Origin of the sequence: Xanthobacter pseudotagetidis, from assembly GCF_043194795.2 — a bacterium.
Lineage (GTDB): Bacteria > Pseudomonadota > Alphaproteobacteria > Rhizobiales > Xanthobacteraceae > Xanthobacter > Xanthobacter tagetidis_A.
This window is the reverse complement of sequence record NZ_CM195534.1, coordinates 3,175,989-3,196,584: the sequence shown is the minus strand read 5'-3', so window position 1 is coordinate 3,196,584 and position 20,596 is coordinate 3,175,989. Positions and strand designations below refer to the sequence as shown.

Here is a 20,596-nt window from a genome sequence, read left to right as displayed (position 1 = left end):
ATACCGTGGCGATCCGGCTTTGATTCCCGTGCCCTCGCGCTGACGGGACTGTTCGCCCTCCTCGTATTGCTGGGGGGTGTCGTCCTGGCACTCTTCCATGCAACCCAACGTAATGCCGAGCGCGTACATGCGCGCGACCGCCACGCGGTATTCGCCGCCGTCGCCGAGCGCCAGGAGCATATGGGACGGGTGCTTGCCGGGATGGTCGCGGGGCGGGAGGCGGAGATCGTCCAGGCGCTCGCGGAGGACCGCAAGGGAACGCTTCATGAGCGGCTGGGCAAGACGCTGCAGGAGCAGTTCGGCTTCGAGATGACCTATGTGCTCGATGCGGACGGCCGCGTGCTCTACGCCTCGGAGCTGGGTCGCATCGGCGCGGGGGAGGCTCCGCATTGGCTTGCGCCGGTCTTTTCCCGCCAGATGCAGCGTTGGCGCGCCGCGCCGGGCGCGGGCCTCGCGGTCTCGGACGGCGAGGCGGGGCTGCTGGCGGCGCGTCCGCTCGCCGCGACGCCGGCTGGCTCCGTCCTGCGCCAGCCTTTGATGGTCGTCACGGTGGATGTGGTGGACCAGGCCTTCCTCAGCGAGGTGTTCGGGTCGCTCGACCTGCCGCCCCCGCATCTGGTGCGGGACGAGGCCGCCCGGTCTCCGGACGCGGTCGCGATGGCCAATCTTCTGGACGGGCCGCGCGCCGGCTTCGCCTGGAGCGCGCCGCAACGGGATGACGGCCCGCTGAACGAGCTGGCGACTGTGATGGCCGGCGCGGCGGTGGTGCTCTGTTTCGTCTTTCTGGGCATGACCGTGCGTGCCAGACGCACGGCCGCGGCGCTGGCCGTCAGCGAGGCGCGCATGCGCGAGCTCGCCCAGCGCGACGGCCTCACCGGGCTCGCCAATCGCGGGTATTTCATCGCCGAGCTGAAGGACGCCCTCGCGCGGCGCGAGGACGGCACGTCCATCGCCCTGTTGTTCATCGATCTCGACGGCTTCAAGGAGATCAACGACAGCGTCGGCCATGCCGGCGGCGACGAATTGCTGGCCGTCGTGGCACGCCGCCTGCGGGGCTGCGTGGGCGAGCGGGGGCTGGTCGCGCGCTTCGGCGGGGACGAATTCGTTCTGTTCACCCGCTTTCGGGAGGATGCCGAGCTCGGCAGCCTTGTCGCCGCGCTGTTCGGGGTGCTCGACATTCCCGTCCATGTGGGCGCGACCGATCTCTCCATCAGCGCCTCCATGGGCGCTGCGCGGGCACCGCAGGACGCGCGCACCAGCGACGAGCTGCTCAGCCTCGCCGATGTCGCGCTCTACCGCGCGAAGGCGGAGGGCAGGGGCGCCTACCGTCTGTTCGAGCCGCGCTTCGAGCGCGAGCGCCTGGAGCGCCGGCGCACCGAGGCCGAGCTGGTGGCGGCGCTCGACAAGGGCGAACTGAAGCTGGTGTTCCAGCCGCAGGTGGACGTGGAGAGCGAGCGCATCGTCGGCTTCGAGGCGCTGGTGCGCTGGGACCACCCGACCCGCGGGCGCATCCTGCCGGGTGCGTTCATCCCGGTGGCGGAGGGCTCGCGGCTCATCAACCGGCTGGACGCCTACGTGCTGCGCCAGGCCTGCGAGCAGGCGAAGGAACTGCCCGGTGTCACCATCTCGGTGAACATGTCGCCGCTGAACATGCGCCATGCAGGCATGGTGGACAACATCATCGCCACCCTGCGCCAGACCGATTTCGACCCCCGGCGGCTGGAGATCGAGATCACGGAGAGCGCCATCCTGGATGCGAGCTCGGAGGGCCAGGACGCGCTCGCGCGCCTGCGTGGGCTCGGGGTGCGGCTGGCGCTCGACGATTTCGGCACCGGGCACGCCTCGCTGGTGCATGTGCGGCGATTCCCCATCACCAAGATCAAGATCGACAAGTCCTTCATCCTCAATCTCGGCGTGCAGCGCGACGCGGCCGCGATCGTCGAATACGTGGTGCGGCTCGGCCGCTCGCTGGGCATCACGCTTACCGCCGAGGGGGTTGAGACGCGCGAGCAGCTGCGCTTCCTGCGCGCCTTCGGTGCCCACCAGGCGCAGGGCTACCTGTTCTCGCCGCCCTTGCCGCTGGCCGCCGCGGCGGCGCTGCTGAAGCGCCAGGCGGAGGCCGAAAGCCAGCGTGCGCTGCGCGGGGCGGGAGAGCATCTGGCCAAATGAGGGCGCCGTAGCGAGCGCCAGCGGGCGGCGCATCACGAGCCGGAATTCTTTCCTTGAAAGAAAAATTATATCTCTATAAGAGATTTTTGCCCCCGACGGATTGGCCTCCGCGCATCGACGGTTGCGTTTGCCTGGGCGCTTGGCACAAGACGGGCTGACACAGCGACGCGCGCTGCGCGCGGCCGGCAGAGGGATGTTGCGCGTGACTGGGACCAAGCTCATGGACACTCCGCACATCGAGACAAGGCTCATCGATGGCAAGGCCTTTGCCGCCGGCCTGCGGGCGCGCATCGGCGCCGAGGTGGCGGCGCTGGGCGCGGCCCATCCCGGCTTCAAGCCCGGCCTCGCCGTCGTCCTGGTCGGGTCCGATCCGGCGAGCGAGGTCTACGTGCGCAACAAGGCGGCGCAGACCGTGGAGGCTGGCATGGCCTCCTTCGAGCACAAGCTGCCGGCCGACACGCGCGAGGAGGACCTGCTGGCGCTGGTCCGCGCCCTCAATGCGGACCCGGCCGTGAACGGCATCCTGGTGCAGCTGCCGCTGCCGGCGCAGATCGACGCCATGAAGGTGCTCGCCGCCATCGACCCCGAGAAGGACGTGGACGGCTTCCACGTCATCAATGCCGGCCGCCTCGCGGTGGGCCTCGACGCGCTGGTGCCCTGCACCCCGCTCGGCTGCGTGATGCTGCTGAAGCACCATCTGGGCAGCCTCTCCGGCCTGAAGGCGGTGGTCGTGGGGCGCTCCAACATCGTCGGCAAGCCGGTGGCGCAGCTGCTCCTGAAGGAGGACTGCACCGTCACCATCGCCCATTCGCGCACCCGCGACCTTCCGGGGGAGTGCCGGCACGCGGACATCCTGATCGCCGCCGTGGGCCGGCCGGAGATGATCAGGGGCGACTGGATCAAGCCCGGCGCCACGGTGATCGACGTCGGCATCAACCGCGTGCCCCGCGAAGACGGCAAGACCCGCCTCGTCGGCGACGTCGCCTTCGCGGAGGCGCAAGGCATCGCCGGCCTCATCACGCCGGTGCCGGGAGGGGTGGGCCCCATGACCATCGCCTGCCTGCTCGCCAATACTCTCACCGCGGCAAAGCGCCAGGCCGGCATCGCCTGAGCCCGGGAACGGGCTGCGCGTCGCGCGCGTTTCCGGGATCGAAGGAGGACGCCATGGCCGTGGACCGCAAGCAGACCTTCGCGCCGGAGGAGATCACCGCGCGCCTTGCCGCCGAGCTGCCCCGCTGGCGCTACGAGGACGGCTGGCTCCGCCGCACCTACAAGACCAGCAGCTGGAAGGGCACGCTGATGGTCATCAACGCCGTGGGGCATCTGGCGGAGGCTGCCTGGCACCATCCCGACCTCACGGCTTCCTATGCCTGGGTGGAGGTGCGCCTCATGTCCCACGATGCCAAGGGCATCACCGAGCGCGACTTCGCCTTGGCGAAGAAGATCGAGGAGGTGGTGATGTGGCAGCCGGGCCTCGAGGAGGGCGGCGCGCTGGAAGGCACGCCGCAGGGGGATTTGCGGTTCGCCTATGTGAAGTATGAATGAGGGGCGGGAGCCTCACGCCGTCCCCGGAAACAGCTCCACGTGCGTCTGCGCCGTGCGGCCGAAATAGAGCGCGCGGCGGCCGGTGAAGGAGACCATGTAGCCGGCGCAGCCAGCGGCCTTCGCCTTGTCGCAGAAGCCGAGATAGGTGTAGCCGGGCGAGAGTGTCTGCGCCTCGCGGATGGCGGCCTGGATCGCCGCGGCGTCGAACGCCGGCGCCACAGGGACCGGGCTTTCATGGCAGCCGAGGGCGAGGGCCTCGCCGCTGGGCAGGAAATAGGTGGCGCGCGCCTGCCTCAGGTCCACCTCGTAGCCCTCGAAGCCGACCGCCATGAGGGCGCCGACGATCTCGGGAAAGGTCATCGCGTTGGCCTCGGCGGCCTTGAGGCATGCGGCGGCGGTGTCGGCCTGGCGCGGGTCCATGGGTGGTCTCCGGTGTCCGGGGGAATGGTCAGTCGACGGGAACGGCCCGAAGGCCGCGGGTCTCGACGATGCGCCGCAGCGCGCCGGCGATGACCGCGCGCTCCTGCGGCGTGAGGCCGGCGAAGAATTCGGCGTCGTTCTCGTCCGCCAGCGCCGCGAGCACGGGCACCAGCGCGGCTCCTTCGGGGGTGAGGGCGAGGGTGTGGGCGCGCCGGTCGCTCTCGCTGGCGGCGCGAACGATGAGGCCCTTCGCCAGCAGCCGGTCCGCGAGCTTGCTGACCGCGCCGCGGGTGAGGCCGAGCCGGTCCGCGAGGCGGCTCGGCGCGGTGGGCGGCTCGCCATGGAGCACGCGCAGCAGCACCCATTCCGCCACCGTCACCCCGTGCCCCTCCACCTTGCGGGCGAAGGCGAGGGAGACGTGGTTCGACACGAAGCGCAGCCAATAGCCGAGGTGGGCGGAAAGGTCCGAGACGGGCATGAGCCAGGGTGCCTGAGTTAATTGAATAGGAAACTATATGCAGTTGGTTTCCATGTCAACTATGCCGATTGATGGTCGCCCCGCCGCGCGGCCGGTCTATGGTGCGGCGTTTTCCCAGGAGACGTCCCCGTGTCCGGCGCACCCAGCTCCCGCCTCTCCGCGCCGTCCGCCCTGCGCAATCGCGGACCGATTCTCGACGTGCTGCGGCAGGTGCTGCCGGCCGAGGGGCTGGTGCTGGAGATCGCCAGCGGGTCGGGCGAGCACGTGGTTCACTTCGCCCGGCATCTGCCGCATCTCGTTTTCCAGCCGACAGATCCCTCGCCGGAGGCCCGCGCCTCGGTCGCGGTCCATGTGGAGGCGGAGAGGCTCGCCAACGTCCGCGCGCCGCTGGCGCTCGATGCCGGCGCGGCCGACTGGCCCGTGGGGCGGGTGGATGCGGTGGCGTGCATCAACATGATCCACATCTCGCCCTGGACCTCGACGCTGGGTCTGATGGCGGGCGCGGGAAGGCGGCTGTCGGCCGGTGGGCCGCTGGTGCTCTACGGACCCTATGTGCGCGACGGGGCCGAGACCGCGGCGAGCAACCTCGCCTTCGATGCGAGCCTCAAGGCGCGCGATCCCGCCTGGGGCCTGCGGCGGCTGGAGGATGTGGTGGCCGAGGCGGCGCGGCATGGTCTTGCGCTCGACCGCATCGTCGAGATGCCGGCCAACAATCTCACGGTGGTGTTCCGCAAGGCGGGATAAGCCTCAGGCCGCCGCCTGCGCCTGCAGCGCGGCACGCAGGGCGGCAAGCCGCGCCGGGTCGAGGGCGCCGGTGCGGCCTTCGGCACACAGCGCGCCCCGGAAGCCCAGATAGTCCGGCCCCAGCGCGGCGAGCGGCGCCGTATCGGCAAGCGTGAGCGCACCGGCGAGGCCGCTCATCAGCCCGCGCATATGCGCGGAAGCCACGAAGGCCGCGAGCGTCCGGTCGTCCAGATGGGCGCGCAGCGGGCCGGCGGCCTTGTCGGCGGTGTCGAGCATCACGCCGGCAAAGCCCGCGCTGGCGAAGGCCGGCACCATGGCGAGATCGGGCTTGAGGTCGGCGAATAGGACGGCGATGAGCCGATGCGTCCGCGCCAGGGGCGCGAGGGCGGAAAGGCAGGGTGCGAGCGCCTCCGGCCCGTTGGCGGGGGTGAGCGCGAAGCCGATCTTCACCAGCGGGACGCCGCTGGCCGCCACCCGCGCCGCCGCGGTGGCAAGCGCGGCCGGCTCCGGCGGATGGTCGCCTATGGTCGCGCTGAGCAGTGGCCCGCCCGGCGGCAGGGCGCGCCAGCGGGCGACGGCTGCGGCAAGCGCAGCGGTCTCCCACGCGCCGAGGGCGCCCTGCGCCGGGTCCTTGAGGTCGACGATGTCGGCGCCGCCGGCAATGGCCGTGTCCATCTCTGCGAGGGTCGCGACGCTGGCGAGCAGGCCCGGCGCCGCGCAGGGCAGGGCAGGGCTCACGAAGCCGCCCGCGCGCGATGGTCCGCGACGGTCTCGCAAAGCCAGTCCCAGGCCTCGCGCTCGGCGGGGCCGGCGGTCTTCTCCACGGCGACCGAGAGATAGTTCATTTCCCGGTCCACCCGTTCGGGGTCGAGCATGTGCAGGCGCGACACCAGGATTGCCCCTTCGACCACCGCCGCCACCGCGCGGTTGAGGCCAAGGAACGTACCGTGGCTCTCCTGGTGCACCACGCGGCAGAAGAAGCGCGGGCGCACCGTATCCTCCTCCACCCGTGTCACCTCGAACTCCTCGTGCGCCAGCGCCGCCTCCAGCCGCACGCCGGCGATGCGGCTCGCCGGCACGGTGGGCCAGGAGCGGTGCCGGCCGGTGATGCAGCCGGCGAAGATGCGTGCATCGTCGGTGAGGTTCACCACGCCCGCGCGCGCGACAAGCAGGTTGTCCAGCGTGCGCGAGGGACGGAACGGCTGCAGCAGGTAGCCGCCCTCCACCACGCTCGCCCCCATGGGCGCGACGTGCGGCTCGCCCAAAGGCGAGAGCGTGGTGACGATGGTCTCGCGGATCACTCGGGCTCGTCCTTCCCGTCGCCCTCGGGCGCCTTGATTGTGGAGGAAAGCGTCGGTCCCGCCTCGTCGAAAGTCAATCGATGGGCGGTCTCGGCACCCGATCCGGTCTCTGCCGCGACGCCCCAGGCGAGCGGGGCGTCCTGCGCGTACCGCTTGCCGAGCCGGAAGGCGATCTCGGCGCGGGCGGTTTCCACCCCGAGATAGAAGGCATGGGCGCCGTCCCGCTCCACCTTCAGGTGCGGATAGAGCGCGAACGGGTCCTGTGCCACATGGTGGCCGTCGCGGTTGTAGGCGTGGATGCCGTCCTCAGTCACCTCGATGCGGAAGTTGCGGTCGCGCACCTCGGCGGCGAGGCGCTCGACCTCGGCGGGCGTGGTGGAAAACGGCGCGCGGTCGCGCAGCGCCATCAGCCCGCCGCCGAAGCCCTGGGGCAGGGCGCCTTGCTCGCGCGCGGCGAAGAACTCGCGCCGTGCGCGGTCGAATTCCCGCACCGCCGTGCGGCAGTGCGGGCTCACCTGAACCGCCAGCACCGCATTGAGGCGCAGCTCGGAGATGATGCCCATGAGCACGGCATTGATGCCCGTGGTGTCGGCGTCGGTCAGCTCGGTGACGTTGCCGATGCCCATCAGAATCGGGATGTCCGGCTTCAGGCGCCTGAGTTCCGCATAGCGCAGCAGCGAGGCGGTGAAGCCGAAATGGATCGGATCGAGGATGGGGTCGGCGAGAAAGGGTCGTCCCATGGCCTCGCAGGCCTCCACCGCGCGCACCAGCGAGGCGAGGTCGCCCGGCGTTGTCGGCACCAGGACAGGCACCGCCGGTCCCTCGTTCAGCAGGTCGAGCGTCGTCTCGCTGAGGCTGAGAAGGAAGTCGGCGCCGGCCCGGTTGGCGCGCGCGAGGTCGTCCGCGCTGAAGCTGTCGACGCTCACCTTCAGCCCGTCTGCCTTGAGCGCGGCGATGGCCTCCTCCAGATGCGGGAACGGCTCGTCCGGCAGCGCGCCGAGGTCGATCACGTCCGCGCCGTCGGCGGCGAGCGCCTTGGCGCGGGCGAGGATGCCGGGCACGGCGAGGCGCGGGGCGTCGACGATCTCGGCGAAGATGGTCACATCCTGCCGCGAGAGGTCCGGCGCCTTGCCGCCGCGGCCGAAGAAGGCCGGGATGTCGGCGGCCTCCTCCGGTCCGCGCTCGAACGGCACGCCGAAGCGCTCCGACAGCCGGTCGAGATCACCGCGGAAGCGGCCCGGCATCAGCACCCGGTCGGTGCCGGCCGGCAGCGCCAGCCGGCGCTCGACGATCTGCGTCGTCATCAGCGCCGCCACCTTCACGCCGATGTTCAGGACCACCGGCTGGAGCACAGAATCGGAAATGGCGTCGGCGATCCGGGCGATGCGGGGCTCGGCGAGCGAGCCGGTGAGGAGGACGACGCGCTCGGCCATGGTTCAGGCCGGCGCTTGCGCCAGCTCCGCCTTGCGGCGGGCGATGGCGTCGGCGAGGTCGGCGAGGCTCTCCGCCACGGTGGTGGCTTCGAACGCCTTGAGCTTCTCGGTGTTCTCCAGGTCGATGCGGCGGGGAAACACCTTCACCAGCCCGCCCGGAGCCATGGAGAGCATTTCCGGTGCGGTGTCGCAGGCGAAGACGATGGACGGCACGCGGCACTTGCCGGCCTGGGCGAAGCAGTTGGTGACGAGGGTGTCGGAGATGCCCAGCACCGCCTTCGCCACGGTGTTGGAGGAGGCGGGCGCCACCACCAGCGTGTGGTAGAGGCCGTCATAGAAGCGCCCCACCGGGGCCGCCGAGGCGGTGCGGTCGCGGAAGACGCCGGTGCCCTCGGGCAGCGCCTGCTTGTACATGCGCAGCACCTCCTCGGCGGCGGCGGACACGAACAGGTCCACCGCGCCGAGCCCGCCGATCATCTCGATGCACTCGGTGAAGAAGTGGCCGGAGCCGGACAGGGCCCAGGCCCAGCGCGGGGCGGGGGAGGTGTCGGTCATCAGGGGTCCATCCCGGCGCCGGTCGCCAGCGCCGTTTCGAGCCGGGCGGAATCGTCCGCGTTCACCAGGACAATAGAGCCCGCGAAGCCGGACGCCATGTGGGGAAAGGCACGGTCGAGGATTCCCGCGGCGGCGAGCGCCTCAAGATCGGCGGCCGCGTCCGGCGCGGGCACGGCGGCGCCCGGTGCCTTCACCAGCACCAGCCGACGCGCGCCGAGCTGGCGCGCGAGCCAGAGCGAGAGGCTGTCGGAGGTCACGTCCCAGGATTGCGGGATGCCGGGCGCGTCCAGAAGCATGGCGGCCGGGAACCACAGCGCCGCTCCCACGCGCGGCGCCCTCAGCTCGACCTCGCTGCGGCAGGGGACGAGCGCCGGCTCGATGTCGGCCAGCGCGAAGGCGGTCTGCTCCATGGCCAGGATCGCCATGGCGTGGCAGGCGGCTTCCGATAGGTCAAGCTGCGGCTGAGCGTCGCGCACCGCGTCGGCGAAGGCGCCGCCGCCGGGCACCAGGATCGCCTGCGGATCGGTCGCGAGCCGTTGCAGCAGCGCGCGCGGCGCATGCCCATCGAGGAGGCTGCCGCCGAGCTTCACGATCACGGGGAAGTGGCGCATTGAACTCACAGGTCGCATCCTCGCCTACTCTGGAACCATGCTAAAGGCTTCGCGCATGCCTGCGGCGCATCTCTTGTGGCCGCACCCCTTCCCATTGGACATAAGTTCAAATATTCATATTATTGAATAATAATGGGAAGGGCCGCAGAACGGTCCGCTGTGCCAAAGGTCGCTGTGCCAAGAGAGGAAACCGAAATGCGTCTCATTCTGGCCTCCGTCGCCATCATCGCCGTCACGGGCTCAGCCCTCGCCCAGGACCCGCCGAAGACCGACGCCGCGCCTGCTGCTGCCGCTGCCGCCGGGGCTCCGGATCTGGCGAAGGGTGAGAACTCCTTCAAGAAGTGCATGGCGTGCCATGCCATCGGCCCCGGCGCCAAGTCCAAGGTGGGCCCGCCCCTGAACGGCATCGTCGGCGCCAAGTGGGCGCACTTCGAGGGTTATGCCTATTCCCAGGACATCAAGGACGGCGCCGCCGCCGGCAAGGTATGGGACGTCGCGACCCTCAACGAATACCTGACCAACCCGAAGTCCCTCGCCCCCAAGGGCAAGATGGCCTTTGCCGGCATCAAGAGCGAGACCGAGCGCGCCGACCTCATCGCTTATCTCGCCCAGTTCAATCTCGAGGGTAACAAGAAGTAGTAAGTCGAATTGGTACACCCGCCCCGCGCGCTATGCCCGATTTGGGGGATGACGTTCCGGAGGTAATGTGCCAGCAAATGAAGCTGCGCCGGTCAGGCGAATGAGGGCACTGAGGAGTGCCTTCAGGGCGGTGCCTCCCCGGGAGGCACCGCCTTTGGGCGCCCCTGCTGCCCTCCATGCTCCGCCCCGTTCCTTCGTCCGCCTTCAGGCGCGCTTGCATCCGGGCGCGGCGCGGCACAGCTTCGCGCCCGAGCCGAGGATGCCCGATGCCCGAACACGATTTCCGATCCCAGCGACTATACGTCGAACCGGAGCTTTGTGCCGGCGCCTCCGTCACCCTGCCGCCTGAGCAGGCCCACTATGTGGCCCATGTCATCCGCCTCGCGGTGGGTGAGACCATCCTGCTGTTCAATGGCCGCGATGGCGAGTGGCGCGCGCGCCGGGTCGCCGGCGGCAAGCGCGACGTGGTTCTGGAGGTGGAGGCGCAGGTCCGGCGTCAGCCGGCGCCCACCTTGCTCGAATACGCCTTCGCGCCGCTCAAGCATGCGCGCCTGGATTACATGGTGCAGAAGGCGGTGGAGATGGGCGCCGGCATCCTGAGCCCTGTCATCACCCGTCACACCCAGGTCACGCGCGTCAACGGCGAGCGCATGCGTGCCAATGTCATCGAGGCGGCGGAGCAGTGCGGCATCCTCGCCATTCCCGAGGTGCGCGAGCCGCAGCCGTTGGCGCGCTGGCTCGCCGCCCTTCCCGCCGATCGCCTGCTCGTGTTCTGCGACGAGGCCGCGCCGGCGGCGGACCCGCTGGCACCGCTGCGCGCGCAGCCGGAGGCCGCGGCGAGCGTCCTGATCGGTCCGGAAGGCGGCTTCGCGCCGGACGAGCGCGCGCTGATCGCCCCGCGGGCGGTGATTTTGTCGCTTGGGCCGCGCATCCTGCGGGCCGACACGGCCGCGGTTGCGGCGCTGGCCTTGGTCGAGGCCGCGCGTGGGGCGCATGCGGATTCTCAAGCCGAAACAAAGTAATGTGCGTGTGCTGGAATTGTTGCAAAGAAAAAGATGGAAAAAGCGGCTTTTTTTCTTGCCATCGGTTGCCGCTCCGTCCCCATCCGCATTGCATTGCGGTAAGTTATTGAAAGCGTTGCCTTCATTTAAACGTTAGCGGCGGCGTCAAATTTTGGTCCGAATTGTCGCCAGTTTGTGCGAAACCTAACGGCCAGTTCGGCGTTGCTCGCTCCATGTGTGCATCCGCCGAGACCGCTTCCCGCGGCATACCGGACGCGCGGCCCGAGGCCGGTCCGTCCCGCGGCGCCGCGCCTTGGCGGAACGCGTCGGACCCGCTGCCCGCGGGCCGGTGCCGCGCACAGGAGGAGGGGCATGTCGCACTACCGATTCGGAATCGAGGAAGAGTTCTTCGTCGTCGATGTCCAGACCAAGTCCTCGGCGCGCCGCATGCCGTCGGGCATGTTCGAGGAGCTCAAGGGCGCGCTCGGCGAGCAGGTCAGCGTGGAGCTGCTCCAGTCCCAGCTCGAGATCGCCACCCATCCGGCCACCGGTGCCGGCAGCGCTCTCGATGAACTGCGCCACCTGCGCCGCGCCGCGGCGAAGGTGGCGGCGGAGCACGGGCTCGGCCTGATCGCGGCCGGCACCCACCCGACCGCTGCGTGGGAGGGCGGGCGTCAGACCCAGACCAACCGCTATGACGGGCTCATGAACGATCTCAAGATGATCGGCGAGCGCAACATGGTGTGCGGCCTGCACGTGCACGTGGAGCTGCCCGACCCCGACCAGCGCGTGGACGTGATGCGCCGCATGGTGCCCTATATCCCGCACTTCGTGGCGCTCTCCACCTCCTCGCCGTTCTGGCAGTCGCGCCAGACCGGGCTCATGGGCTACCGGCTCGCCGCCTATGACGAACTGCCGCGCACCGGCCTGCCCCACATGTTCGAGAGCAATGCGGACTACGAGCGCTACGTGGAGGCGCTGGTGGAGGCGCGGGCGATTGCGGATTCAAGCTATCTGTGGTGGACCATCCGTCCCTCGCGCAAGCTGCCGACGCTGGAGCTGCGCGCGCCGGACAGCTGCACCCGGATGGAGGATTCGGTTGCCATCGCCGCGCTCTACCGCGCGCTGGTGCGGTTCCTGGTGCGCAATCCCCATCACAACCGGGAGGCCGGCGCGGTGGACCGCGCCATCGCCGACGAGAACAAGTGGCGGGCCCAGCGCTATGGCGTCCACGGATCGTTCGTGGACCTCGCCCAGCGCCGCGCGCTCTCGGTGCGCGACGCGGTGGAGGGGCTGGTGAACCTCGTCGCCGAGGACGCCGAGGAGCTCGGTTGCCTCGACGCCCTGCTGCATGCGCGCACCATCGCCGAGGCCGGCACCAGCGCCGACGTCCAGCTCGCGGTGTTCGAGGAGGCCAAGCACCGCACCGGAAACAAAGGCGAGGCGCTGAAGGCCGTCCAGACCTGGCTCGCCGGCGCCACCGTGCAGTGAGGGAAAGAGGGGCGCGGCAGGCCGCGCCCACCTCGGCTCTCCGGACAAGCTTCGGTTTGTGAACTGGAAATGTCTCATATATGATGCATGAAGGTGGTTTGCGTCTTATATGAGTGACACAATGCGGAAGGCAGGCCCGCGTCCTTATTCACGGTATGCGCTGGAAGCGATGACGCTGCTCGGTAAGCTCATCCGCCTGGCGCGGATCGAGCGCAAGCTGACGGCGCAGGACTTGGCGGAGCGCGCCGGGATTTCGCGCGCCCTTCTGCATCGCATCGAGCGCGGCGATCCCAAATGCTCCATCGGCGCGGTGTTCGAGGTCGCCGCCATCCTCGGCGTGCCGCTCTTCCAGGTCGACCATGGCCGCCTCGACCGCCGGCTGGAGGAGGTGGACGGCAGGCTCGCCCTGCTGCCGGAGGCGGTACGGACGCGGCAGGCGCCGGTGCGCGATGACTTCTAGCGCGCCGGAGGAGGCTTATGTCTGGATCTGGATTCCGGGCGCGATCCAGCCCGTGGTGGCCGGGCTTCTCACGAAGGAGGGCGGCACGGTCGCCTTCACGTACGGGCGCTCATACCTCGCGCGCGCCGATGCCATCGCGCTCTATCTGCCGGAACTGCCGCTGGAGCGGGGCCTGCAGCCGCCACCTTCCGGTCTTGCCATCGCTGGGTGCATCCGCGATGCGGCGCCCGACGCCTGGGGACGGCGGGTCATTGCCAGCCGGTTGCTCAGCCAGCGTGGCGCCGACATCGACGTGGACCTGCTGGATGAGCTGACCTACCTGCTCCAGTCCGGGTCGGATCGCACCGGCGCGCTCGATTTTCAATCTTCCCCCCGGGAGTATGTCCCGCGCGGGGAAAGCGCGACGGCGTCCCTCGACGACCTCGCCAATGCGGCTGAGCTCGTGATGCGCGGGGAGCCTCTGCCGCCGGGTCTTGACGAGGCGCTGCTGCACGGAAGCTCGATCGGCGGCGCGCGGCCGAAGGCGCAGATCACCGCCGGGGGTCGCAAGCTGATCGCCAAGTTTTCCTTGCGCTCGGACGTGTTCGACATGGTCAAGGGCGAGTTCGTCGCCATGCGGCTGGCCAAGCGGGTGGGGCTCGATGTTGCCGAGGTGAGCCTCGCCCGCGCGGCGGGCAGGGACGTGCTGCTGGTGGAGCGGTTCGATCGCTGGCGTGCGGCCAGTGGCTGGGCGCGCCGCATGATGGTCTCTGGCCTGACCCTGCTCGGCCTCGGAGACATGCAGGGCCACTACGCGAGCTATGAGGATTTGTGCACGCAGATACGTCACCGCTTCGACGATCCAGGCGCCACATTGCGGGAGCTGTTCGGGCGGCTAGTGTTCAACGTCCTGATCGGCAACACCGACGATCACGCGCGCAATCATGCGGCATTCTGGGACGGGCGGGCGCTGCGGCTCACCCCGGCCTACGACATCTGCCCCATGGAGCGTTCCGGCGGAGAGGCGTCCCAGGCGATGTTCATCCATGGCCGGGATCGCCTGAGCCGGCTTGCGGCCTGCCGGGCGGCGGCGCCGGGCTTCCTCCTTTCGGAGCAGGAGGCTGACGCCGTCATAGCCGCCCAGATCCAGGCCATCCGCGAGGGCTGGGAGGACGCCTGCCGGGAGGGCGAGGTGCCGCAGGTGGAGCGCCGGAGGCTTTGGGGTCGGGTGGTGTTCAACCCCTTTGCCTTCGAGGGGCTGCCCGAGCCCCTGGCGCGGCTCGGGCGGCAGGCTCTCACATCCTGAACGGCACCACGCTCTGGCGCTGCTCGCCGAGGCCGGCGATGCCGACGCGCATGACGTCGCCCGCCTTCAGGTAGCGCGGCGGCTTCATGCCGAGGCCGACGCCGGGCGGGGTGCCGGTGGTGACCACGTCGCCGGGGTCGAGCACCATGAACTGGCTGATGTAGTGCACCAGGAACGGCACGCGGAAGATCATGGTCCTGGTGGAGCCGTTCTGCATCTTCTCGCCGTTCACCTCCAGCCACATGGACAGGTCCGAGGTGTCGGGCAGCTCGTCCGGCGTCACCAGCCACGGGCCCAGCGGACCGAAGGTCTCGCAGCCTTTGCCCTTGGTCCACTGGCCGGAGCGCTCGATCTGGAAGTGGCGCTCGGAGACATCGTTGCAGATGCAGTAGCCGGCGACGTGGGAGAGGGCGTCCTTCTCCTCCACGTAGCGTGCGCGCTTGCCGATGACGAAGGCGAGCTCCACCTCCCAGTCGAGCTTCTGCGAGCCTTTGGGGATCATCACGTCGTCATCGGGGCCGGAGATGCAGTTCGGTGCCTTGTTGAAGAGCACCGGCTCCTCGGGGATGGGATTGTTGGTTTCGGCCGCGTGGTCGGCGAAGTTGAGGCCCACCGCGACGAAATTGCCCGGCCGGGCGACGCAGGCGCCGAGGCGGGCGCCGGCGGGGGCGAGCGGCAGCGTGGCGGGATCGAGGGCGGCGATGCGCGCGAGGCTGTCCGGCAGCAGGGCATCGCCCGCCAGGTCCTGGATGATGCCGGAAAGGTCGCGGATCTGGTTGTTCAAATCGATTAGACCCGGCTTCTCCTGTCCTTTGGCGCCGAAGCGGACGAGCTTCATCGGTCAACTCCTTGGGATTCGATCTTGGTGGTGCGGAGGCGGTTGGGTGATGGGTCGCGGTCTCGCCCCCGAAAGGCGCGCCACGCTGGCGCGTTCGCGCGCCGCGGTCAATGGGGCGCGGCATGCATTCGCCCCGCGGCGGACCACGGCCGCGACGCAGCACGGGGCATGCGCCCCCAGGATGTTAAGTCCTTCGTGGCACTATCGGATTGTGCGTCGCCGAAGCGATGGTCGTCAGCCGCGAGCGGTGGCGGCCTTCCAGCTCTTTTGCCGCCGCATCGAAGAAATCGGAGCGGCTCCGTCAGCCGAATATTAGCCGCCTTTCGACAGCAGGTCCCAATACTGCCGAATATCTGGGCAGGAACGTCGATTGGGCAATTTTGCCTTTCCTCTTCCCCAAGGTCGTCATAAAATAGATACACGACTCCGGCTAAGTCCTCCCGCTGCCCTCCATGGGCAGGTATCCGGTGAGGCCCGTCGCGGGGAGGCCAAAGCGTGAGCGACAATTCCGAAGCGCGCCGCTACCGCGCCCTCTTCATCTCGGATGTCCATCTCGGCACCAAGGGGTGCCAGGCCGAGCTCCTGCTCGACTTCCTGAAGTATCACGAGTCGGACGTGCTCTATCTGGTGGGCGACATCGTCGACGGCTGGCGGCTGCGCCAGTCCTGGTACTGGCCGCAGAAGCACAACGACGTGGTGCAGAAGCTGCTGCGCAAGGGCCGCAAGGGCACGCGCATGGTCTACCTGCCCGGCAACCACGACGAGTTCCTGCGCGACTATTACGGCACCCATTTCGGCGGCATCGACGTGGTGGAGACCATCATCCACGAGGCCGCGGACGGGAAGAGGTATCTCGTTATCCACGGCGATGTGTTCGACGTGGTGGTCCGCCACGCCAAGTGGCTCGCCTTCCTGGGCGACTGGGCCTACACTGCCGCGCTCGGGGTGAACACCTACGTGAACCTCGTGCGTCGCCGGCTCGGGCTGACCTACTGGTCGCTCAGCCAATGGGCCAAGCTCAAGGTGAAGAACGCCGTGAACTATATCGGCAAGTTCGAGGAGGCGGTGGCCGACGAGGCGAAGCGCCACGACGTGGACGGGGTGATCTGCGGCCACATCCATCATGCCGCGATCCATGACCAGTTCGGTGTGCGCTACGTCAATTGCGGCGACTGGGTGGAGAGCTGCACCGCCATCGCCGAGCATGACGACGGCCACATGGAGATCATCCGCTGGACCCGTCGCGTCGAGGCGGCGCCGCAGGAGGAGGCCGATCTGGTCGAGGGGGCTCGCGCCGCCGCCTGATGCGCGTCCTCGTCGCCACCGATGCGTGGCATCCGCAGATCAACGGCGTGGTGCGCTCGCTGGAGCACACCGCCGCCGAGGCCGCAAACCTCGGTGCCGAGATGGAATTCCTGACCCCGCAGGGGTTCAGGACCGTGCCGCTGCCGTCCTACAACGAGATTCGGCTCGCGCTGGCCACGCCGCGCATGATCATGCGCCGCATCGAGAAGGTGCAGCCGGACTTCGTCCACATCGCCACGGAGGGGCCGATCGGCATCCTGGTGAGGCGCGCCTGCATCGCCTCGCGGCGCACCTTCACCACCTCCTACCACACCAAGTTCCCCGAATATCTCTCCGCCCGCGCCCCGGTGCCGGAGCGCCTGACCTACGCCTGGCTGCGCTCGTTCCACAATGCGGGCGGCGGCGTCATGGTCTCCACGGCGACCCTGGAGCGGGACCTGGAGGCGCGCGGCTTCAAGCGCCTGATGCGCTGGACGCGGGGCGTCGACGCCGAGCTGTTCCGGCCCCGCCCCGAGGCCGACCTTCCCGGCGTGCCCGGACCGCGTTTCCTTTTCGTCGGCCGGGTGGCGGTGGAGAAGAACATCGAGGCGTTCCTCAGCCTCGATCTGCCAGGCTCCAAGGTGGTGGTGGGCGGCGGCCCGGCGCTCGCCAGCCTGAGGCAGCGCTATCCGGACGCCCATTTCCTCGGCCCGAAGGAGGGCGAAGAGCTGGCGCAGGTCTATGCCGCCTGCGACGTGTTCTGCTTCCCCTCGCGCACCGACACGTTCGGCATCGTGCTCCTGGAAGCGCTGGCGAGCGGGCTGCCGGTGGCCGCCTATCCCGTCACCGGTCCCAAGGATGTGCTGGCGGACATGACCGAGCCGGTGGGCGTTCTGGACGAGGACCTGCGCACGGCCTGCCTGAAGGCGCTGGAGCTGTCGAAGGAGGCCGCGCGCCGCTTCGCGCTGCGCCACACCTGGCGCGAGAGCGCCCGCCAGTTCCTGGACAACGTGCTGATCGCGCACGATATCGGCCCGATTGCCCGGCGCTATCGCCTCCGCCGCCGCGCTCGGCTAGTTTCCGGGGCATGAACGCCCCGATTTTCGCCCTTCCCACCGCCGCCGACGTCGACGCCGCCGCCCTCCGCCTGAAGGGCGTCGCGGTGCGCACGCCGCTTCTGGCCGCCCCGGTCCTCGACGAGGCGACAGGCCGGCGCGTGTTCCTGAAGCCAGAGACGCTCCAGCGCACCGGCTCCTTCAAGTTCCGCGGCGCCTACAACCGCATGGTCCAGATCCCCGAGGCGGATCGTCCGGCCGGCGTGGTGGCCTGCTCCTCCGGCAACCACGCCCAGGGCGTCGCGGCGGCCGCGCGGCTGCTCGGCATGCCGGCGGTGATCGTCATGCCGCACGACGCGCCGGCCCTGAAGCGCGCGCGCACCCTGGCGCTGGGCGCGCAGGTGGTGGGCTATGACCGCGTCACCGAGGACCGCGACGCCATCGCCGCCGCCATCGCGGCGGAACGCGGCGCGACGCTGGTGCCGCCCTATGACGATCCCGGCGTCATCGCCGGGCAGGGCACGGTGGGGCTGGAGATCATGGACGACCTTGGCGCGCTGGGCCTCGTGCCCGACGTGGTGGCGGCCAACACCTCCGGCGGCGGCCTGATCGCCGGCATCGCGCTGGCGGTGAAGGTGCGCGCGCCTGGCGCCCGCGTGGTGGCCTGCGAACCCGCGGGCTTCGACGATCATGCCCGCTCCTTCGCCTCCGGCACCCGCGAGCGCAACCGCGCCGCCGCCGGCTCGTTCTGCGACGCGCTGCTGGCGCCGACGCCCGGGCGCATCACCTTCGAGATCACGCGGCCGATGGTGGGACATGCCGCCACCGCCACCGATGCCGAGGTGGCGCGCGCCGTGGCTTTCGCCTTCCAGGAGCTGAAGCTGGTGGTGGAGCCGGGCGGCGCGGTGGCGCTCGCGGCCTTGCTGGAAGGCCGCCTCGGCGCGCCCGGCGACACCGTGGCCGTGGTGCTCTCCGGTGGCAACGTGGACCGCGAGATCTTCATCGCCTGCCTCGAAGGCTGATGGCGATGCCGTGCGGCGCGCTCTTCCGCCGTGCGTGCGACGGCGGCCTGCCATGACCGCCGCTCCAGGTGCCGCCGGCCATCCCCGCCGCGATGCCATCGCCATGGGCGCGGCCTATGCCGCCTTCTACCTCGCCATCGGCATCCAGCTGCCCTTCCTGCCGCTGTGGCTGACCGAGCGCGGGCTCTCGCCGCAGGAGATCGGCGTGGTCATCGCCGCGCCGCTGGTGGCGCGCCTGTTCGCGACGCCGCTCATCGGCTTCCTGTCGGACCGTCTCGGCCGGCCCAAGGCGGTGCTCGTCACGCTGGCGCTCGTCACCTGCGCGGGGATGGCATTGCTGGCGCTGAGCCGGGATTTTCTCCTCATCGTCCTGGTGCTGGGCGCCACCGCGCTGTTCTGGAACCCGAGTTTCGCGCTGCTCGATTCCTACGCCACACGCCTCGCCCGCGCGGGGCGGGCGGACTATGGGCGCGCCCGGCAATGGGGCTCGGCCTCCTTCGTGGTCGCCAATCTCGCGGGCGGCGCCATCATCGGCGCCACCGGCAATGGCGGCATCGTGCTGATGATGCTCGCCGGCCAGCTCATCTATCTGGCGGTGAGCACCCGCCTGCCGCCCCTCGCCCCGGCCCCGGCGCCGGTGGCCGGTGCGGCCGGCGTCTCGGGCGTGCCGTGGCGGCTCGTCGCCGCCATCGTCGCGGTGGCGCTGGTGCAGGCGAGCCACTCCGTCCTCTACGTCTTCGGCTCGGTGCACTGGCGCGGCATCGGGCTCGCCACCACCACCATCGGCCTTCTGTGGTCGCTCGGGGTGATCGCGGAGATCTGCGTGTTCCGGTGGGGCACGGTGCTGATGAACCGGTTCGGACCCCATCTTCTGATCGCGGCCGGCGGCGTTTGCGCCATCGTCCGCTTCGGCGCACTGGCATTCGGGCCGCCGGAACCGGCGCTGTTCGCGCTCCAGCTGCTGCACGGGCTCACCTTCGGGGCCACCTATCTCGGCATGGTGGAGCTGATCGCCCGCTCGGTGGGGGAGCACCGCTCGGGCTCGGGGCAGGCGCTCGCCTCCTGGGCGGTGAGCCTTGCCATGTCGGGAGCGAGCCTTGCCGCCGGGCCGCTCTGGGCCGCGTTCGGCATCCATGCCTTCCTGATGTCCGCCGGCCTCGGCCTCCTCGGCGCGCTGGTGGCGCTCGTCGCCCGGCCTCAGCCCCACAGCTCGGGGGCGGGGGGAAAGGCGAGCGCGCCCTCGTAGCGCAGCCCCGGCTCGCGGTCGCGGGCGAGCAGCAGCGGGCCGTCGAGGTCGACGATACGGGCGCGCTGCGCCACCAGCATGGCCGGCGCCATGGCCAGCGAGCTCGCCAGCATGCAGCCAACCATGAGGAAGAAGCCCTCGCGCTCCGCCGCGTCGGCGAGCGCCATGGCCTCGGTAAGGCCGCCCGCCTTGTCGAGCTTGATGTTGATGGCGTCGTAGCGGTCCCTGAGCGCCGCGAGGCCGGCGCGGTCGTGCACGCTCTCGTCAGCGCAGACCGGAACCAGCCGTTTAACGCTTTCCAGGGCGCCGTCGTCGGCCGCGGGCAAAGGCTGCTCGATCAGTTCCACCCCGGCGGCGGCGCAGGCATCCATCATCTGCGGCAGGATGTCCGCGTTCCAGCCCTCGTTGGCGTCCACCACGAGGCGGGCGCCGGGCGCGGCAGCGCGGATGGCCCGGAGGCGCGCCTCGTCGCCCAGCGCGCCGAGCTTGAGCTTCAGCAGCGGCCGGCCCGCGGCCGCGGCGGCCATAGCCATGGCCTCGGGCGCATCGAGGCTGAGCGTGTAGCAGGTGAGGCGAGGTTCCGGCGCAGGCAAGCCCAGGAGGTCGGCGACACGGCGGCCGGAGGCCTTCGCCTCCAGGTCCCACAGGGCGCAGTCGAGCGCGTTGCGCGCCGCGCCGGCGGGGAGGCGGTCCTGCAATGCGGCGCGGCCGAGCCCGGCGGCGATCTCCCCTTCGAGGGAGGCGATAAGCGCCGCGACACCCTCCACGCTCTCGCCGTAGCGGGCATAGGGCACGCATTCCCCGCGCCCCGTGTGGCCGCCGGCCGCGATCTCCGCCACCACCACCGCCGCCTCGGTCTTGGAGCCGCGGGCGATGGTGAAGCTGCCACGGATGGGAAAGCGCTCGACGCGCACGGTGAGCTTCGGCCGGACGTTAATCATGTGGGCGATTTCATGGGCCAGGACGGCCGGGGAGGGAAGCGATCGACGCCGCGTGGCTCGACGCGGCGCGGCAGGCCG

General features: G+C 70.1%; 22 protein-coding genes. 13 read left to right on the top strand and 9 right to left on the bottom strand.

The genetic code is table 11. From position 1 onward, the window contains the following. The first annotated feature begins 180 nt into the window (after positions 1 to 180). The 3 genes from V5F67_RS14705 to V5F67_RS14695 all read left to right on the top strand — a co-directional run bounded on the left by V5F67_RS14705 (position 181) and on the right by V5F67_RS14695 (position 3,714). Positions 181 to 2,169 (top strand): putative bifunctional diguanylate cyclase/phosphodiesterase, encoded by a 1,989-nt coding sequence (locus V5F67_RS14705; protein ID WP_394017058.1) that lies wholly within the window; start codon positions 181 to 183, stop codon positions 2,167 to 2,169. Positions 2,170 to 2,389: 220 nt separating this feature from the next. After that, complete coding sequence (gene folD / locus V5F67_RS14700; protein ID WP_394017801.1) at positions 2,390 to 3,280, top strand: bifunctional methylenetetrahydrofolate dehydrogenase/methenyltetrahydrofolate cyclohydrolase FolD; 891 nt, start codon at positions 2,390 to 2,392, stop codon at positions 3,278 to 3,280. A gap of 53 nt (positions 3,281 to 3,333) precedes the next feature. Further along, positions 3,334 to 3,714, top strand: a complete 381-nt coding sequence (locus V5F67_RS14695) for a 4a-hydroxytetrahydrobiopterin dehydratase (protein WP_394017059.1) — start codon at positions 3,334 to 3,336, stop codon at positions 3,712 to 3,714. Positions 3,715 to 3,726: 12 nt separating this feature from the next. Here V5F67_RS14695 and V5F67_RS14690 read toward each other — a convergent pair whose 3' ends face one another. Together V5F67_RS14690 and V5F67_RS14685 are read right to left on the bottom strand one after the other, a co-directional pair. Further along, on the bottom strand, positions 3,727 to 4,134 hold the full coding sequence (locus V5F67_RS14690) for a DUF1398 family protein (protein ID WP_394017060.1): 408 nt from the start codon (positions 4,132 to 4,134) through the stop codon (positions 3,727 to 3,729). A gap of 28 nt (positions 4,135 to 4,162) precedes the next feature. Continuing rightward, positions 4,163 to 4,612: a MarR family winged helix-turn-helix transcriptional regulator gene (locus V5F67_RS14685; protein ID WP_394017061.1), complete on the bottom strand. Its 450-nt coding sequence runs from the start codon at positions 4,610 to 4,612 to the stop codon at positions 4,163 to 4,165. A 129-nt stretch (positions 4,613 to 4,741) separates the two neighbouring features. Here V5F67_RS14685 and V5F67_RS14680 point away from each other — a divergent pair, with 129 nt between their 5' ends. Next, positions 4,742 to 5,356: a DUF938 domain-containing protein gene (locus tag V5F67_RS14680; RefSeq protein ID WP_394017062.1), complete on the top strand. Its 615-nt coding sequence runs from the start codon at positions 4,742 to 4,744 to the stop codon at positions 5,354 to 5,356. Between the two features lie 3 nt (positions 5,357 to 5,359). Here the strand turns inward: V5F67_RS14680 and V5F67_RS14675 are convergent, their stop codons facing one another. The 5 genes from V5F67_RS14675 to V5F67_RS14655 are packed head-to-tail and all read right to left on the bottom strand — an operon-like array spanning position 5,360 to position 9,256. Beyond that, a complete protein-coding gene (locus V5F67_RS14675) occupies positions 5,360 to 6,094 on the bottom strand; it encodes a (5-formylfuran-3-yl)methyl phosphate synthase (protein WP_394017063.1) in 735 nt (244 codons plus the stop codon). Further along, complete coding sequence (locus V5F67_RS14670; RefSeq protein WP_394017064.1) at positions 6,091 to 6,657, bottom strand: DUF447 domain-containing protein; 567 nt, start codon at positions 6,655 to 6,657, stop codon at positions 6,091 to 6,093. The genes V5F67_RS14675 and V5F67_RS14670 overlap by 4 nt, the downstream gene beginning before the upstream one ends. Then, the gene (locus V5F67_RS14665) at positions 6,654 to 8,090 is read right to left on the bottom strand and encodes a DUF6513 domain-containing protein (RefSeq protein WP_394017065.1); all 1,437 of its coding nucleotides are present in this window, start codon (positions 8,088 to 8,090) and stop codon (positions 6,654 to 6,656) included. The genes V5F67_RS14670 and V5F67_RS14665 overlap by 4 nt, the downstream gene beginning before the upstream one ends. Before the next feature lie 3 nt (positions 8,091 to 8,093). Beyond that, positions 8,094 to 8,645: a flavoprotein gene (locus V5F67_RS14660; protein WP_394017066.1), complete on the bottom strand. Its 552-nt coding sequence runs from the start codon at positions 8,643 to 8,645 to the stop codon at positions 8,094 to 8,096. Continuing rightward, on the bottom strand, positions 8,645 to 9,256 hold the full coding sequence (locus tag V5F67_RS14655) for an amino acid kinase family protein (RefSeq protein ID WP_394017802.1): 612 nt from the start codon (positions 9,254 to 9,256) through the stop codon (positions 8,645 to 8,647). The genes V5F67_RS14660 and V5F67_RS14655 overlap by 1 nt, the downstream gene beginning before the upstream one ends. A gap of 195 nt (positions 9,257 to 9,451) precedes the next feature. On the opposite strand from V5F67_RS14655, the gene V5F67_RS14650 reads away from it, so the two are divergent. From V5F67_RS14650 to V5F67_RS14630, 5 genes are all read left to right on the top strand, one after another. Further along, the gene (locus V5F67_RS14650) at positions 9,452 to 9,895 is read left to right on the top strand and encodes a c-type cytochrome (RefSeq protein WP_394017067.1); all 444 of its coding nucleotides are present in this window, start codon (positions 9,452 to 9,454) and stop codon (positions 9,893 to 9,895) included. A 266-nt stretch (positions 9,896 to 10,161) separates the two neighbouring features. Next, entirely contained in the window at positions 10,162 to 10,917 is a 756-nt protein-coding gene (locus V5F67_RS14645; protein ID WP_394017068.1) for a 16S rRNA (uracil(1498)-N(3))-methyltransferase, read from the top strand. A 351-nt stretch (positions 10,918 to 11,268) separates the two neighbouring features. Continuing rightward, complete coding sequence (locus tag V5F67_RS14640; protein ID WP_394017069.1) at positions 11,269 to 12,387, top strand: carboxylate-amine ligase; 1,119 nt, start codon at positions 11,269 to 11,271, stop codon at positions 12,385 to 12,387. 169 nt (positions 12,388 to 12,556) lie between these two features. Further along, positions 12,557 to 12,847 (top strand): helix-turn-helix transcriptional regulator, encoded by a 291-nt coding sequence (locus V5F67_RS14635; protein WP_394017070.1) that lies wholly within the window; start codon positions 12,557 to 12,559, stop codon positions 12,845 to 12,847. 52 nt (positions 12,848 to 12,899) lie between these two features. Beyond that, positions 12,900 to 14,132, top strand: coding sequence for a type II toxin-antitoxin system HipA family toxin (locus V5F67_RS14630; protein WP_394017071.1), 1,233 nt, complete (start codon positions 12,900 to 12,902; stop codon positions 14,130 to 14,132). Here V5F67_RS14630 and V5F67_RS14625 read toward each other — a convergent pair. Then, positions 14,122 to 14,970, bottom strand: a complete 849-nt coding sequence (locus V5F67_RS14625; protein WP_394017072.1) for a fumarylacetoacetate hydrolase family protein — start codon at positions 14,968 to 14,970, stop codon at positions 14,122 to 14,124. The genes V5F67_RS14630 and V5F67_RS14625 overlap by 11 nt on opposite strands. 495 nt (positions 14,971 to 15,465) lie before the next feature. Between V5F67_RS14625 and V5F67_RS14620 the strand changes: the two genes are divergently transcribed. Genes V5F67_RS14620 through V5F67_RS14605 form a run of 4 tightly spaced genes read left to right on the top strand, consistent with a single transcriptional unit; the run spans position 15,466 to position 19,577 of the window. Then, positions 15,466 to 16,275 (top strand): UDP-2,3-diacylglucosamine diphosphatase, encoded by an 810-nt coding sequence (locus tag V5F67_RS14620; RefSeq protein ID WP_394017073.1) that lies wholly within the window; start codon positions 15,466 to 15,468, stop codon positions 16,273 to 16,275. Further along, positions 16,275 to 17,345 (top strand): glycosyltransferase family 4 protein, encoded by a 1,071-nt coding sequence (locus V5F67_RS14615; protein ID WP_394017074.1) that lies wholly within the window; start codon positions 16,275 to 16,277, stop codon positions 17,343 to 17,345. Before V5F67_RS14620 ends, V5F67_RS14615 begins: the two co-directional genes overlap by 1 nt. Further along, positions 17,342 to 18,331 (top strand): threonine ammonia-lyase, encoded by a 990-nt coding sequence (locus V5F67_RS14610; RefSeq protein WP_394017075.1) that lies wholly within the window; start codon positions 17,342 to 17,344, stop codon positions 18,329 to 18,331. Before V5F67_RS14615 ends, V5F67_RS14610 begins: the two co-directional genes overlap by 4 nt. A 52-nt stretch (positions 18,332 to 18,383) precedes the next feature. Then, positions 18,384 to 19,577, top strand: coding sequence for an MFS transporter (locus V5F67_RS14605; protein WP_394017076.1), 1,194 nt, complete (start codon positions 18,384 to 18,386; stop codon positions 19,575 to 19,577). Here V5F67_RS14605 and dgcA read toward each other — a convergent pair. Further along, positions 19,529 to 20,518: an N-acetyl-D-Glu racemase DgcA gene (dgcA, locus tag V5F67_RS14600; RefSeq protein ID WP_394017077.1), complete on the bottom strand. Its 990-nt coding sequence runs from the start codon at positions 20,516 to 20,518 to the stop codon at positions 19,529 to 19,531. The genes V5F67_RS14605 and dgcA overlap by 49 nt on opposite strands. Positions 20,519 to 20,596 lie beyond the last annotated feature (78 nt).